Origin of the sequence: Plantactinospora sp. B5E13 (assembly GCF_039871775.1) — a bacterium.
Lineage (GTDB): Bacteria > Actinomycetota > Actinomycetes > Mycobacteriales > Micromonosporaceae > Plantactinospora.
In genome coordinates, this window is the sequence record NZ_JBDPLT010000022.1 from 64,063 (window position 1) to 78,084 (window position 14,022).

General features: G+C 73.3%; 14 protein-coding genes. 7 read left to right on the forward strand and 7 right to left on the reverse strand.

The features are described from left to right. Nucleotides 1-508: 508 nt before the first annotated feature. The 4 genes from aspS to ABGB05_RS20670 form a co-directional block, all read right to left on the reverse strand. Nucleotides 509-2,317: an aspartate--tRNA ligase gene (aspS, locus tag ABGB05_RS20655; RefSeq protein WP_347655084.1), complete on the reverse strand. Its 1,809-nt coding sequence runs from the start codon at nucleotides 2,315-2,317 to the stop codon at nucleotides 509-511. A 176-nt stretch (nucleotides 2,318-2,493) separates the two neighbouring features. Further along, nucleotides 2,494-5,010 (reverse strand): ABC transporter permease, encoded by a 2,517-nt coding sequence (locus ABGB05_RS20660; RefSeq protein WP_347655085.1) that lies wholly within the window; start codon nucleotides 5,008-5,010, stop codon nucleotides 2,494-2,496. Continuing rightward, nucleotides 5,007-5,729 carry an ABC transporter ATP-binding protein gene (locus tag ABGB05_RS20665; RefSeq protein WP_347655086.1) on the reverse strand — a complete coding sequence of 241 codons (723 nt, stop codon included), beginning with the start codon at nucleotides 5,727-5,729 and terminating at the stop codon, nucleotides 5,007-5,009. Before ABGB05_RS20665 ends, ABGB05_RS20660 begins: the two co-directional genes overlap by 4 nt. After that, on the reverse strand, nucleotides 5,726-6,406 hold the full coding sequence (locus ABGB05_RS20670; protein WP_347655087.1) for a PadR family transcriptional regulator: 681 nt from the start codon (nucleotides 6,404-6,406) through the stop codon (nucleotides 5,726-5,728). The genes ABGB05_RS20665 and ABGB05_RS20670 overlap by 4 nt, the downstream gene beginning before the upstream one ends. Before the next feature lie 99 nt (nucleotides 6,407-6,505). Here ABGB05_RS20670 and ABGB05_RS20675 point away from each other — a divergent pair, with 99 nt between their 5' ends. Further along, nucleotides 6,506-7,165 carry an alpha-ketoglutarate-dependent dioxygenase AlkB gene (locus ABGB05_RS20675; RefSeq protein WP_347655088.1) on the forward strand — a complete coding sequence of 220 codons (660 nt, stop codon included), beginning with the start codon at nucleotides 6,506-6,508 and terminating at the stop codon, nucleotides 7,163-7,165. 12 nt (nucleotides 7,166-7,177) lie between these two features. Here the strand turns inward: ABGB05_RS20675 and ABGB05_RS20680 are convergent, their stop codons facing one another. The 3 genes from ABGB05_RS20680 to ABGB05_RS20690 are packed head-to-tail and all read right to left on the reverse strand — an operon-like array spanning nucleotide 7,178 to nucleotide 8,867. After that, the gene (locus ABGB05_RS20680) at nucleotides 7,178-7,618 is read right to left on the reverse strand and encodes a hypothetical protein (protein WP_347655089.1); all 441 of its coding nucleotides are present in this window, start codon (nucleotides 7,616-7,618) and stop codon (nucleotides 7,178-7,180) included. Beyond that, on the reverse strand, nucleotides 7,615-8,121 hold the full coding sequence (locus ABGB05_RS20685; RefSeq protein ID WP_347655090.1) for a hypothetical protein: 507 nt from the start codon (nucleotides 8,119-8,121) through the stop codon (nucleotides 7,615-7,617). The genes ABGB05_RS20680 and ABGB05_RS20685 overlap by 4 nt, the downstream gene beginning before the upstream one ends. Further along, a complete protein-coding gene (locus tag ABGB05_RS20690) occupies nucleotides 8,118-8,867 on the reverse strand; it encodes a hypothetical protein (RefSeq protein WP_347655091.1) in 750 nt (249 codons plus the stop codon). The genes ABGB05_RS20685 and ABGB05_RS20690 overlap by 4 nt, the downstream gene beginning before the upstream one ends. Before the next feature lie 433 nt (nucleotides 8,868-9,300). Here ABGB05_RS20690 and ABGB05_RS20695 point away from each other — a divergent pair, with 433 nt between their 5' ends. The 6 genes from ABGB05_RS20695 to ABGB05_RS20720 are packed head-to-tail and all read left to right on the forward strand — an operon-like array spanning nucleotide 9,301 to nucleotide 13,972. Next, nucleotides 9,301-9,603: an urease subunit gamma gene (locus ABGB05_RS20695; protein ID WP_278062759.1), complete on the forward strand. Its 303-nt coding sequence runs from the start codon at nucleotides 9,301-9,303 to the stop codon at nucleotides 9,601-9,603. An 11-nt stretch (nucleotides 9,604-9,614) separates the two neighbouring features. Further along, a complete protein-coding gene (locus tag ABGB05_RS20700; RefSeq protein WP_347655136.1) occupies nucleotides 9,615-9,959 on the forward strand; it encodes an urease subunit beta in 345 nt (114 codons plus the stop codon). After that, nucleotides 9,956-11,665, forward strand: coding sequence for an urease subunit alpha (locus ABGB05_RS20705; protein WP_347655092.1), 1,710 nt, complete (start codon nucleotides 9,956-9,958; stop codon nucleotides 11,663-11,665). The genes ABGB05_RS20700 and ABGB05_RS20705 overlap by 4 nt, the downstream gene beginning before the upstream one ends. Before the next feature lie 6 nt (nucleotides 11,666-11,671). After that, complete coding sequence (locus ABGB05_RS20710; RefSeq protein ID WP_347655093.1) at nucleotides 11,672-12,373, forward strand: urease accessory UreF family protein; 702 nt, start codon at nucleotides 11,672-11,674, stop codon at nucleotides 12,371-12,373. Continuing rightward, nucleotides 12,363-13,127, forward strand: coding sequence for an urease accessory protein UreG (ureG, locus tag ABGB05_RS20715; protein WP_347655094.1), 765 nt, complete (start codon nucleotides 12,363-12,365; stop codon nucleotides 13,125-13,127). Before ABGB05_RS20710 ends, ureG begins: the two co-directional genes overlap by 11 nt. Further along, the gene (locus tag ABGB05_RS20720) at nucleotides 13,127-13,972 is read left to right on the forward strand and encodes an urease accessory protein UreD (RefSeq protein WP_347655095.1); all 846 of its coding nucleotides are present in this window, start codon (nucleotides 13,127-13,129) and stop codon (nucleotides 13,970-13,972) included. The genes ureG and ABGB05_RS20720 overlap by 1 nt, the downstream gene beginning before the upstream one ends. The last annotated feature ends 50 nt before the right edge of the window (nucleotides 13,973-14,022 follow it).

The following is a 14,022-nucleotide window of genomic DNA, read 5'->3' on the forward strand; positions in this document are numbered from 1 at the left end:
CGGTCCAGCCGGCGGACCCGACATCGGCGCACCATACGGTCCGGCTGGCGGACCGGACGCCGGCGGAGCCGACATCGGCGGCGCGCCATACGGTCCGGCCGGCGGGCCGGACGCCGGCGGCACCGCGCCGAACGGGGTGGTCGGTGGCACCGGGGTCGGCGGCACCGCACCGGCGGCCCCGGGGACGAGCCGGACCTGGAGGTAGGCGTCCCGCGGCGACTCGCCGGGCGCCGTCACCGGGCCGAGCCCCGGCAGCTGCAGAACCGCCCCGTCGGTCATGCCGGCCGGAATCCGGACCGGCACACTCTGTCCCGACCACGGCAGGGTGACGGTCCGGACGGTCTCGGACCCCACCTCACTCGGATCTATATCAATGATCAAATCAGGAGTCGGCGCCATGCTCCGAGTATGCGTGGCGGTGGCAACCCCATTCCCGATGGGTCCCCGGCGATATTCGGCCGGAGACCCATCGGGTGTCGAATCAGTGGAAACCGACCCGAACCACCGGTCAGGAGGGTTCGACCGGAGCCGCGACCCCGGCGGTGCCGCCATGTGCCGGAGCCGTCGGCTTCGGCTTGGCGTCGATCCCGGCCTCGGCCCGCTGCTGCCCGGTGATCGGGGTCGGGGCACCGGTCAGCGGGTCGAAGCCGCCCCGGGTCTTCGGGAACGCGATCACCTCACGGATCGACTCCGCACCGGCGAGCAGCATGCAGACCCGGTCCCAGCCGAAGGCGATACCGCCGTGCGGCGGCGGGCCGTACTTGAACGCCTCCAACAGGAAGCCGAACTTGTCCGTCGCCTCGTCCGGGGTGATCCCGAGCAGGTCGAAGACCCGCCGCTGCACGTCGCCCCGGTGGATACGGATCGAGCCGCCGCCGATCTCGTTCCCGTTGCAGACGATGTCGTACGCGTAGGCGAGCGCCCGGTCCGGCGCCTCCTCGAACCGGTCCACCCACTCGGCGTTCGGTGAGGTGAACGGGTGGTGCACGGCGGTCCAGCCGCCTTCGTCCGTCTTCTCGAACATCGGCGCGTCGACCACCCAGCAGAACGCCCAGGCGCTCTCGTCGACCAGGTCGGCCCGCTTGGCGATCTCGATCCGGGCCGCGCCGAGCAGTTCCTGCGCCTCCCGGGTGTTGGCGCTGGCGGCGAAGAAGATCGCGTCACCGGGCTTGGCCCCGACCACGTCGGCCAGCCCGCCCAGGTGCTCCGCCGACAGGTTCTTCGCCACCGGTCCCCGGGCCTCGCCGGTCTCGGCGTCGAGCACCACGTACGCCAGACCGCGGGCGCCGCGCGCCTTGGCCCAGTCCTGCCAGCCGTCGAGTTCCTTACGGCTCTGCACGGCCCCGCCCGGCATCACCACCGCGCCGACATAGCCGCCGGCGTCGATCGCCCCGGCGAAGACCCGGAACTCGGTGCCGCGCAGGTAGTCGGTCAGCTCGGTCAGCTCGACCCCGTACCGCAGGTCGGGCTTGTCGGAGCCGTACCGGGCCATCGCGTCGTGCCAGGTGATCCGGGGAATCGGCCGGCTGATCTCGTGTCCGGCGAGCTCGCGCCAGAGGGTGGCGACGATCTCCTCACCGAGGTCGATCACGTCGTCCTGGGTGACGAACGACATCTCGATGTCGAGCTGGGTGAACTCCGGCTGCCGGTCGGCCCGGAAGTCCTCGTCCCGGTAGCAGCGGGCGATCTGGTAGTACCGCTCCATGCCGCCGACCATCAGCAACTGCTTGAACAGCTGCGGCGACTGCGGCAGGGCGTACCAGGTGCCGGGCTGCAGACGTACCGGGACCAGGAAGTCGCGGGCACCCTCCGGCGTCGACCGGGTCAGGGTCGGGGTCTCGATCTCGAGGAAGTCGCGGTCGTGCAGCACGGTCCGGGCGAGCTGGTTGGCCTTCGACCGCAGCCGCATCGCCTTCGCCGGCCCGCTGCGCCGCAGGTCCAGGTAGCGGTACTTGAGTCGGACGTCGTCACCGGCCTCGACCTGGTCGTCGACCGGCAGCGGCAGCGGGGCCGCCTCGGAGAGGATCTCCAGTCGGTCGACCGTCACCTCGATCTCGCCGGTGACCAGCTCGGGGTTGTCGTTGCCCTCGGGGCGACGGGTCACCTCACCGGTGACCTGGACGCAGTATTCGTTGCGCAGCGCGTGCGCCGCCGCCATCCCCTCGCGGAACACCACCTGGACCACGCCCGAGGAGTCGCGCAGGTCGACGAAGATCACGCCGCCGTGGTCCCGCCGCCGGGCTACCCAGCCGGCGAGGGTCACCGTGCTGCCGGCATGCGTCGCGCGCAGGGTGCCGGCGTCATGGGTACGGATCACGACAAGTGTCTCCTCACGTGGTACGGGCGTCCGGGAACCGGGCGGTCTGCCCCGACATTCTGTCAGGGCCACCCGATGCTCCCGGCAGCCCACCCGGCCCGCCCTCGGGTGGAGCAGGCCGGCACGGCCGCGCCGGGCCCCCGGCGGTTCGGCCCGGCACGGCCGGGTGGGACGGTTCAACCGGCCCGGCGCGGCGGCACCGGCCGACTCCGCGTCAACGTGCCGGCAAGCACGGTCGCCACCAGCGGTGGAACGACCAGGATCAGCAGCAACGACAGCCACGGGGTACGCCAGTGCGCGCCGGTGTGGAACGCGACGTACCCGGCGGCCGGGCCGAGACCGGCGAGCAGCCCGAGCGGCGTACCGAGGCCGACGACCACCGCGGCCTGCGCGGCGGTGATCCCGCGCCGTACCCGGGGACCGGCACCGACCGCGGTCATCGTGGCGAGATCGTCGCGCAGCTCGGACATGGTGAGTCCGACGGCAACCCCGCTCGCCAGCACCGTCACCATCCCACTGACCACCCCGAGCAGCCAAAACATGGTCCGGCTCTCGGTCGGCCCGGTCCGGACCCGGGCCGGCTCGACCAGCATCGGGGTCGCCGGGACCGGTTCGGCGGCGAGCTGCGCGCGGAGCAGCGCGGTGGTCGCGGCGGCGACTTCGTCCGGTCGGGGCATCCGGGTGGTGTCCACCAGCAGGTCTCCGGGCGTCACGGTGAGCCCGGCCCGTCGTGCGGTGGCCTCGGAGACGAGCACCCCGGGCAGGTCCCGGAAGTACTCGCCGCGCACCGCCACCACCGCCGGTACGGTGACCGGCCCCGGTACGCCCAGCGCGATCGCCACCCGTCCGTCGGCGGCGAGGACGTCGTTGAAGAGCACCGCTCCCCCGCCGCCCAGCGCGTCGAGTTCGGCGGGGCTCGGCTCCCGGCCGGTGACCGCCCGGATCGTCTCGGCGCCGCCGACCGCGATCCGGATCTGGTCGCCGGCCACCCCCATCGGCGTCAACCCGGGCAGGGGGTTGAAGACGCTGCCCGGTGGGACGTCCGGGTCGCTGGCCACCCGAAGCGCGACGGCGCTCCGGGTGGGCAGGGTGGCGGCGAGGCGCGCGATCCCGTCCGCGCCGAGTACGGTCGCGGCCTCGGCGGGCAGCAGCACCTGTCCGTCCCGGGCGTCGCGCCAGACCGCCGCCGCCTCGCCGCGGGCGGCGCCGACCAGTCCCAGGGCCACGCTCCCGGCGACCGCGGCACCGACCGCCGCCACCGCCGCCCCGGTGCGCAACCGGTGCCGGGCGGCGTGCCGGAGCGCGAGCCGCCCGGCGACCGGCAGCAGCGGTGCGACCCGACCGACCACCCGGACCAACGCGGGTGCGGCGGCGGCGACCCCGAGCGGCAACAGCAGACCGCCGACCGCGATCAGTTCGCTCCGTCCGTCCGGGTGCGCCGACCGGAGCAGGATCACCGCGCCGACGCCGAGCAGTACCAGGCCGACCGCCAGCCAGCCCAGATCTGCCCGGGACCGGTCCCGTTGACCGCCGAGTTCGGCCCGGACCGGGTTCCGGGAGACGGACCTGGCCGGCAGGTACGCGGCGGCCATGCCGACCAGGATGGTCACCGCCGCCACCCCGACCACAGACCAGACCGGTACGACAATGTTCCGCAGCGGATGGTCGGAGATCCGCTCGATGACCGGCGCGGCCACCAGCAGGGTGCCCAGCCCGAGCAGCGTGGCGGTCCCGGCCGCGACCGTCCCGAGCAGCAACCCGCCGGCCAGCACGACCCGGCCCACCTGTCGGGGGCTGGCGCCGGCCGCCGCGATCAGGGCGAGTTCCCGGCGCTGCCGTCGGGCGCCGACCAGGAACGCCGCGCCGACGAGCAGCCCCACCTGTGTCGCGGCGAAGCTGACCACCAGTGTCGCGGCGGTCGCCTGGATCGCCAGGTACTCCGCGGTCGGTGTCCGGGTGGCGCGGTCGATGATGCTGAACTCGATGCCGAGCGGGACGATCTCCCCGTCCGGCCCGATCTCGTGCCGCGCTCCGGGCGGCGGCCCCGGCCAGCCCACCCCGTCGGGCAGGTCGACCAGCAGGCTCCGGGTGACCCCGCCGGACAGCGGCGCGTCGGCCGGTACGACCAGCGCGGGCAGCCGCAGTGACCGACTCAGGTCGACGATGCCGACCACGGTCAGCGGACGCAGCGGCAGTCCTGCCTCGATCCGGTCGCCGACCGTGACGTCGAGCTGCTCCGCGAGGGTGCGGGTCAGCGCCACCTCGGTGGCCGCCCGGGGCGCGACGCCGGCTCGGACGACGTACCTGCCGTGGTTGAGCGGGTCGGTCGGATCCGTCGCCTCGTACTCGTAGCTGGTCAGTGCACCGTCGGGAGCGGCGACCACGGTCCGGCCGGTGCCGTGCGGGGCGGTCCGGCCACCGGCGGGTACGAGGTCGGCCAGCGTCTCCAGGTCCGGCTGACCCGCCGACAGCACGAGGTCGGCGGTACCCATCTTGAAGCCGGCGTCCCGGTCCAGGGTGCCCAGGTTGGCCCAGCAGGCCAGCAACACGGTCGCGGCGTAGGCGGGCAGGAACAGCATCGACAGGATCAGTACGCTGCGCCCACGGTGGCGGCGTGCCGACCGTCCGGCGATCCGCAGCGCGGTACGCCACGAGCCGGTGAACTCGCCGGTCATGCCCGTCCGCCCGGTCATGCCCGTCCGCCGAGGAGTTGGTCCGGGGTGGCCCGGGGACCGGTGGAGTCGATCAGCCGACCGTCGCGGAGGAAGATGGTGCGGTCGGCCCAGCCGGCGTACCGGGGCTCGTGGGTGACCAGCACTCCGGCGGCGCCCGCGTCGACGTGGGCCCGGAGCACCTCGAGCACCGCCTCACCGGTTTCCGAGTCGAGCGCGCCGGTCGGCTCGTCGGCGAGGACGAGCCGCCGCTGGCCGATCAGTGCCCGGGCGATCGCGATCCGCTGCTGCTGTCCACCGGAGAGCTGGTCGGGAAAACGGTGGGCCAGTTCGCCGAGGCCGACCCGGGCCAGCGCGGCGATCGCCTCCCGACGGGCAGCCCGGGGGCGTACTCCGGCGAGTTCGCGGGGCAGTGCGACGTTCTCGGCGGCGGTGAGGTCGTTGACCAGGTTGTAGTCCTGGAAGACGTAGCCGATGCGGTCCCGGCGCAGTCGGGCCAGCGCGACGGCGGCCAGATCGGTGAGCGCGGTCCCCTCGACCTCCACGGCGCCCCGGGTGGGAGTGTCGAGACCGCCGGCCAGGGCCAGCAGGGTTGACTTGCCGGAGCCGGATGGTCCCATCACCGCGACCAGTTCGCCCGCCTCGACGTCGAAACTCACCCCGTCCAGCGCCCGTACGTCGGAGTCGCCGGAGCGGTAGGTCCGGCTCACTCCGGTGAACCGCAGCACGACGTCGGTCATCGGACCGGCTCGGTTCCGTCGGTGGCGGGCGTTCGGTGCTCGGCGGACGCGGCGCCGCCACCGGTGACCGCCCCGCCGACGGAGCCGGTGGCGGGACCGGTGGCGTCGGGCGTGGCCGGCCGGGCTGCCCTGCCGGCCGTCCGCGTGCGTCGCTGCCGGCGCAGCATGGTGGCCTCCACGTGGTCGAGCCAGCGGATCTCGCTCTCCAGTCCGAAGACCAGGTGGTCGAGTAGGAGCAACCAGGCGATGTCGTCGCCGTCCCGGTCGGCGTTGCGCCGCAGGTCGGTGAAGTCCCGCATCTGCCGCATCGACTCGGTGCGCTGCGCCTGGACGACGGCGGCCACGTCGACGTCCGGGGTGGCCGCCGCCATGGCGAGTTTGATCGCCAGTTCGCTGCGCGGCCGGTCGGTGTCGGTGACCGGGGTGGCGAACCATTCCGCCAGCGCGCTCCGGCCGGCGTCGGTCATGGCGTAGACGGTGCGCCCCTCGTCGTTGGTGCCCACCTCGGCGACCAGGCCGTCCCGGTCGAGCCGTTCGAGGGTGGTGTAGAGCTGGCCGACGTTCAGCGCCCAGGTGCCGCCGGTCCGCGCGTCGAACTCGGTTCTCAGTTGGTAGCCGTACTTGGGACCGTCGGCGAAGAGGGCGAGCAGTCCCCAGCGCACTGCGTTTCGTTGCATGCCGAGGAACTTACTCGACAAGTACTTACTGAGTAAATAACCACCGCCGACGACACAAAAATTCGAACTGGCGTTCGATCACGGGTTAGGATGGCGGGCATGCCACAGGCCGCCTACCAGCCCTCGATGCTGGACTTCGGGGCCGGGGCCGGGGCTGGCGTCGCGGGCGACGGCGCCGCCCTCGGGCCGCTCGCCGGACGGGTCCGCCGCCACGAGCTCACCCGGGGCGCCTGGGTCGACCACCTGCCCGGCTGGGTCCAGGGCTCGGACGCCGTGCTGACCACACTGCTCACCGAGGTCGACTGGCAGGCCGAACGCCGCCGGATGTACGACGACGTGGTCGACGTACCCCGGCTGCTCCGCTGGTACGGCGCCGGGGAGCCGCTGCCGCATCCGCTGCTGACCGCCGCCCGTACGGCCCTGACCCGGCACTACGCCGCCGAGTTGGGTGAGCCGTTCGTCACCGCCGGCATGTGTCTCTACCGCGACGGGCGGGACAGTGTCGCCTGGCACGGTGACACCCTCGGCCGCTCGGCCACCGTCGACACGATGGTCGCGATCGTCTCCTTCGGGTCGCCACGACCGCTGCTGCTCCGGCCACGCGGCGGCGGGTCGAGTCTGCGCTTCCCCCTCGGTCACGGCGATCTGGTGGTGATGGGTGGCTCGTGCCAACGCACCTGGGAGCACACGATCCCGAAGACCTCCCGGCCGGTCGGCCCCCGGGTCAGCGTGCAGTTCCGGCCCGTCGGCGTCGCCTGAGCCCCGGCATCCTCAGCGCGGCCGGGGAACGTCGTCCGCCCACGGCCCGTCGCCAGGCGTGCGCTCCGGCGCGCTGCTGCTGGAGACGAGGACCCGAAGCTGGTCGATGGTCGCGGACGGGGCGAGGATGGCCGCCCGCCACCGTCGGATCATCGCGGTGGCCTCGCGGACCACCGACCGGAGTTCGCTGATCTCCCGGGTCGCCGCCTCGACCTGGCGACGCGCGCGGACCGTCTCCGCCTCCAGCTCGGCGACCCGCGCCTTCAACGGTTGGACCAGGATCAACGCGGTGTCGGTCAGGACGTCGGCGGCGTCGGCCTTGAACTTGCGGCGTTGCACCAGCACGGTGGCGACGGCCGTGATTCCCCCCGCACCGCCGAGCACGCCGATGACGGAAACCAGGATCTCGACCCAGGGCGGACCGGACGGAGGAGGTGGGCTGGGCGTGGTCACGGTGGATCTCTTTCTACGAGTTCTACGAGCACCGGTACGTCGACCGGGACGTCCGCCTGGTCGGGCCGGGCGAGCCGGCCGAGGTCACGGATGATCTGCACGCCGCGCCACCAGGCGGCGACGGCGACGGCGGCGGTGAAGCTGGCCGCGACGATCCCTGGCGTGCCGACGGTGACCGCCAGGGCGATCGCGTACATGCCGGTGACCGCCCCGAGGCCGACGAGCCCGCCGAGTTCCACGCCGAGCGCGGTGCCGAGTCGTCCCGGCCAACCGAGGCCGAGCAGCCCGACGATCCCCACGGCGACGAGTCCGAACTCCCAGAGCGGTTCCAGGTCACCGGGGATGACGGCGGAGACCGACGGCGGGCTGCCCTCGATGACCGCGAGGACGATCCCGCAGAGCAGCGCGGAAGCCAGGGCCATCACCTCGAACGGATGCCGCGCCGGGCCGATCCGGCCAGGCCGGTCCCGCCCCGGACCGGCGCCGACCAGGAACCGGTTCATGGCAGCACCGGTCGACCGGTGTCGCACCAGACGTTGCTGCCGTGCCAGAGGACGCCAGGCTGCGTCGACCGGAGGACAACTCCGAAGCGGTGGCTCCGACCGAAGACGTTGCGCCTGAAGACCACGTTGGACGCGACCAGCCCGGGACGGAACGTGACCGTGTACGCGCCCCCGTCGCAGTAGTTCTCCTCGAACCGCAGGTGGTGTACCGCGCCACCCACCGACAGACAGGAGTTCACCGACGCCCCCGTACCCGGTTGGTAGCGGCCCAGCCGGTTGTGCCGGACCAGGATGTCGGTCGCGTCGGTGACCTGCAGGCAGTCGTTGTGTGAGCCGGCCGCTCCCACCAGGTCATGGATCCAGCAGTCGACCACGCTGGTCCGCGAGCCGAGCCGGAGCCCGTCCTGGACGTGGTGGATGTTGACCCGCCGGAGGGTGTAGTCGTCGAGGTGGAGGCCGGCGGGCGCCCGGCCCCGCCCATCGATCTCGACATCCTCGACCAGCAGGTTGGCTGCGGAGCCGAGGGTACGGATCGCGAAGCCGGGCCCGTTCGACGTGATCTTCGAGCGGCGGATGACAACGTTCCGGGCGTACACGTTGATGTGGCCGGTGACGTGCAGGTTAGTCACCACCTGGCCGTCCTGCTTGAGCTCGAGGGGTCCCGACGGGGTCAGCACACTGCCGGGTGGTACGCCGGTGCTGGTCGGGCCGGGCCACTGGGTGAGTGGAACGAGTGGTGTGGGCATGGGCTCTCCCGTGAAGACCGTGACGGGCAGGGCATGTGCCGGGCGATTGCCCAACGCCGCTCCGCCCGCCCACTGGTCTTCCGGGGCGCCGCCCCGGGGGCCACTGGCCGGTCCGCCAGGCCGATGATCAAGGATCCCGTCTCCCCGGATACCCCAAGTGTTACAGATGTACCGAGTGCGAGACGTGTGTCGATCAGACGGATCCCGGACAGATCAGTGGCCCCACCCGCTCAGCTCACCGGCGAATAGCCGGGCGGGTGGCCGCCGGGGGCGGACATCCGCGGCGACCGACCGCCGCACCGGCCCGCTGCCGTGTCCGAGCCGCTGCCACGCCGGCCCGCCGCCGTGCCGAACCGCCGCGAACCCCGCGTAACCTCATCGAAATATCTGACTGACACGATCCGTTCAGTTCGTCGCCGTCACGGAGGTGTTGATGTTCCTCACCCGTCACGAGCAGGAACGGCTGATGGTCCACGTGGCGGCCGATCTGGCGTGGCGCAGGCGCGAGCGTGGGCTCCGGCTCAACCATCCCGAGGCGGTCGCCGTGATCACGGCGTTCCTGCTGGAGAGCGCCCGGGACGGGCGTACCGTCGCCGAGCTGATGGAGGCGGGACGGACCGTGCTCGGCCGCGACGACGTACTCGACGGGGTGCCGGAGATGATCGCGGAGGTCCAGGTGGAGGCGACCTTCCCCGACGGCACGAAGCTGGTCACCGTGCACGAGCCGATCCCGTGACCGGGGCGGGCATGATCCCCGGCGAGGTGCTGCCCGGATCGGGCGAGGTGGTTCTCAACCCCGGCCGTCCGGTTCGGACCCTCGCCGTGGTCAACACCGGTGACCGGCCGGTCCAGGTCGGCTCGCACTACCACTTCGCCGAGGCCAACCTTGCGCTGCGCTTCGACCGGGCCGCCGCCTGGGGGCACCGGCTCGCGGTGCCGGCCGGCACCTCCGTACGCTTCGAGCCCGGCATCCATCGTGATGTCGACCTGGTGCCGCTCGGCGGCGCCCGGGTGGTCCCCGGGCTACGCGGCGAGTGCGCCGGCCCGCTCGACGGCGCCGACCCGTCCGGCGACCCCGGGGAGCCGGCGTGACCAGTATCGACCGGCGCCGGTACGCGGCGCTCTACGGTCCCACCGTCGGTGACCGGGTCCGGCTCGCCGACACCAACCTGCTGATCGAGGTCGAGCAGGACCACTGCGGGTACGGCGACGAGGCGGTCTTCGGCGGCGGCAAGGTGATCCGCGAGTCGATGGGGCAGTCCCTGGTCACCCGGGCGGACGGCGCTCCCGACACGGTGATCACCGGTGCGCTGGTGCTGGACCACTGGGGTGTGGTCAAGGCCGACGTCGGGATCCGGGACGGCCGGATCGCCGCACTCGGCAAGGCCGGCAACCCGGACACCATGGACGGGGTCCACCCCGACCTGGTGATCGGGCCGGGGACGGAGATCATCTCCGGAAACGGGAAGATCCTGACCGCCGGGGCGGTCGACAGCCACGTGCACCTGATCTGCCCGCAGCTGCTGGAGACCGCACTGGCCAGCGGAATCACCACGATCATCGGCGGTGGCACCGGGCCTGCCGAGGGGACCAAGGCGACCACCGTCACCCCGAACCCGTGGTACCTCGGCCGGATGCTGGAGGCGCTCGACCCCTGGCCGGTCAACGTCCTGCTGCTCGGCAAGGGCAACACGGTCAGCGAGGACTCGCTCTGGGAGCAGCTGCGTGGCGGGGCCGGCGGCTTCAAGCTGCACGAGGACTGGGGCACCACCCCGGCGGCGATCGACGCCTGCCTGCGGGTCGCCGACGCCTCCGGGGTGCAGGTGGCGATCCACACCGACACGCTGAACGAGGCCGGTTTTGTCGAGGACACCCTGCGGGCGATCGGCGGGCGGTCGATCCACGCGTACCACACCGAGGGGGCGGGCGGTGGGCACGCGCCGGACATCATCACCGTCGCCGCCGAACCGAACGTGCTGCCGTCGTCGACGAACCCGACCCGGCCGTACACCCGCAACACCCTGGACGAGCACCTCGACATGCTGATGGTCTGCCACCATCTGAACCCGACGGTGCCGGAGGACCTGGCGTTCGCGGAGAGCCGGATCCGGCCCAGCACGATGGCGGCCGAGGACGTCCTGCACGACCTCGGGGCGATCTCGATGATCGGCTCGGACTCGCAGGCGATGGGCCGGATCGGCGAGGTGATCATCCGTACCTGGCAGACCGCGCACGTGATGAAGGCCCACCGGGGGGCGCTGCCCGGCGACGGTGCCGCCGACAACCTGCGGGCCCGCCGGTACGTCGCCAAGTACACGATCTGCCCGGCGGTCGCGCACGGCATCGACGGCGAGGTCGGCTCGGTCGAGCCGGGCAAGCTCGCCGACCTTGTCCTCTGGGACCCGGCGTTCTTCGGGGTACGCCCGCACCTGGTGCTCAAGGGCGGCATGATCGCGTGGGCGCAGCTGGGGGACGCGAACGCCTCGATCCCGACCCCGCAGCCGATGCTGCCCCGGCCGATGTTCGGGGCGTACGGCGTGGTGCCGGCCGCGACCAGCCTCGCCTTCGTGGCCCCGGCCGCGATCGACGCGCTGCTCGCCGACCGGATCGGGCTGCGGCGGGCGCTGGCCCCGGTCGCCGACACCCGGTCCCGGGGCAAGGCCGACCTGCCGTTGAACGACGCACTGCCCCGGATCGAGGTCGAGCCGGACACCTTCACGGTCCGGATCGACGGCGAGGTCGTCGCACCGGAGCCGGTCACCGAGCTGCCGATGGCCCAGCGCTACTTCCTGTTCTGAGGCATCGTGACCACCCCTACCGGGTCGCCCGCCCTGGCCACCCTGCTCGTCCTCGCCGACGGGCGGCTGCCGGCCGGCGGGCACGCCCACTCGGGTGGCCTGGAGGCGGCGGTCACCAGCGGCCGGCTCACCGACCTGCCCGGACTCGCCGGGTTCCTGCACGGCCGGCTCGACACCACCGGCCGGATCGGCGCCGTCTTCGCCGCCGCCGCCTGCACCGCAGCCGTGCCGGGCGGCGCCGTGGCGGGTGCCGTCGACCGGCGTCGGCTGGACGAGTTGGACGACGGGTTGGACGCCCGCACCCCGTCCCCGGCACTGCGCCGGGCGTCCCGGGTGCAGGGTCGGGCACTGCTCCGGGCCGGTCGGGCGATCTGGTCGGTCGACCCGGCACACCGGGACCGGCACCATCCGGTCGCGCTCGGCATCGTGGCGGCGGCGGCCGGGCTCACCCCGGTCGAGGCGGCGGTCACCGCGGCGTACGGCTCGGTCAGTGGTCCGGCCAGTGCCGCCGTACGCCTGCTCGGCCTCGACCCGTACGCGGTGCACGCGTTGCTCGCCGTACTGGCCGGTGACTGTGACCGGCTCGCCGTCGAGGCGGTCGCCCGGGCCACCGAACCGGTCGACCTGCTGCCCGCCGACTCCGCGCCGCTGCTGGAGATCGGTGCCGAGATCCACGCCAGCTGGGAGGTGCGTCTCTTTGCGTCCTGAACCGCACGAGCACGAGCACGGGTCGGCCGCGCCGCCCGGCCATCCCGGGGACGAGGTGCCGCACTCGCATCCGGATCCCGGAGTCGACCCACATCCGCCGTTGGCTCCGACGGCGTCCGACGGCCTCCGGCCGCTGCGGGTCGGCATCGGTGGCCCGGTCGGTTCCGGCAAGACCGCGCTGGTCGCGGCGCTGTGCCGGGCGCTCGCCGACGAGCTGCGGCTCGCCGTGGTCACCAACGACATCTACACCACCGAGGACGCCGACTTCCTGCTCCGCAACGGCGTCCTGCCCGCCGACCGGATCCGGGCGGTGGAGACCGGCTGCTGCCCGCACACCGCGATCCGGGACGACATCTCGGCGAACCTGGACGCGGTCGAGGAGTTGGAGGCGACTCTCGGTCCGCTCGACCTGGTGCTGGTGGAGAGCGGCGGCGACAACCTGACCGCGACGTTCAGCCGGGGCCTGGTCGATCGGCAGATCTTCGTTGTCGACGTCGCCGGTGGGGACAAGGTGCCACGCAAGGGCGGCCCCGGGGTCACCTCGGCCGACCTGCTGGTGGTCAACAAGACCGACCTGGCGCCGCTGGTCGGCGCCGACCTGTCGGTGATGGCCCGGGACGCCGCCGCCCGGCGTGGTGAGCTGCCCACCGTCTTCCTCTCCCTGGTCGGGGACCCGACCGCGACCGAGGTCGCCCGGTGGATCCGGGGACTGGTGGCCGGCCGGCCCGGTGCCCCCGCGAAGCTGCCGGGCTGATGCGGGCCCGGGCCCGGATCGTGGTCGTCGCCGACCCGTCCCGGGGCAGCCGGCTGGCGACGGTCCGGGGCGAGCCGCCGCTGCTGCCGCGCCGTACCCTCTCCGCCGACCCGGCGGATGGGGTGCAGCTGCATCTGGTCGGCGGGGCGGCCGGGCCGCTCGGCGGCGACGACCTGGGGTTGGAGATCGAGGTCGGTCCGGGTGCCCGGCTCTGCGTACGCGGTGTCGCGGCGTCGCTGGCGCTGCCCGGGAAAGCCGGTGGTGCGTCCCGCCTGCACGTGACGGCCCGGGTGGCGGCCGGCGGTGTGCTGCGCTGGCTGCCCGAGCCGCTGATCGGGGCGGCCGGCTGTGACCACGTCACGGTCACCGAGGTCGACTGTGCCGAGGGCGCCGCCCTGTGCTGGCGGGAGGAACTGGTCTGCGGCCGGTACGCGGAGCCGGGCGGCGACGTACGGATCTCGACGACGCTGCGGTACGGCGGCCGTACCCTGCTCCGCAACGATCTCGCGGTCGGGCCGCGGGCGCCGGGCTGGTCGGGCCCGGCGGTGCTCGGCGGTGCCCGGGTGGTCGGCTCGGTCCTGGTGGTCGACCCCGCCTGGGCGCGGACCGGCCTGCCACCCGCCGCCGGCTGTCCGCCGACGGCCCGGCCGGGTGTCGTCTCGGCGGCCCGGCCCGACGGTGTCCCGGCCGACCTGCCCACCGACGTCTCGGCAGCGGTGCTGCCGCTGGCCGGTGGTCCGGCGGTGCTGGTCAGCGCGGTCGGCTCCGATCCCCGGGCGGTACGCGCGCAGCTCGACCGCCTGTCCAGGCTCGGGAAGCCGGACAGGTCGGCGGCACTGGCGTAGCGGGAGCCAGCCGCCCGACAGGAGACCCGGATGTTTCTACCATCCGGATG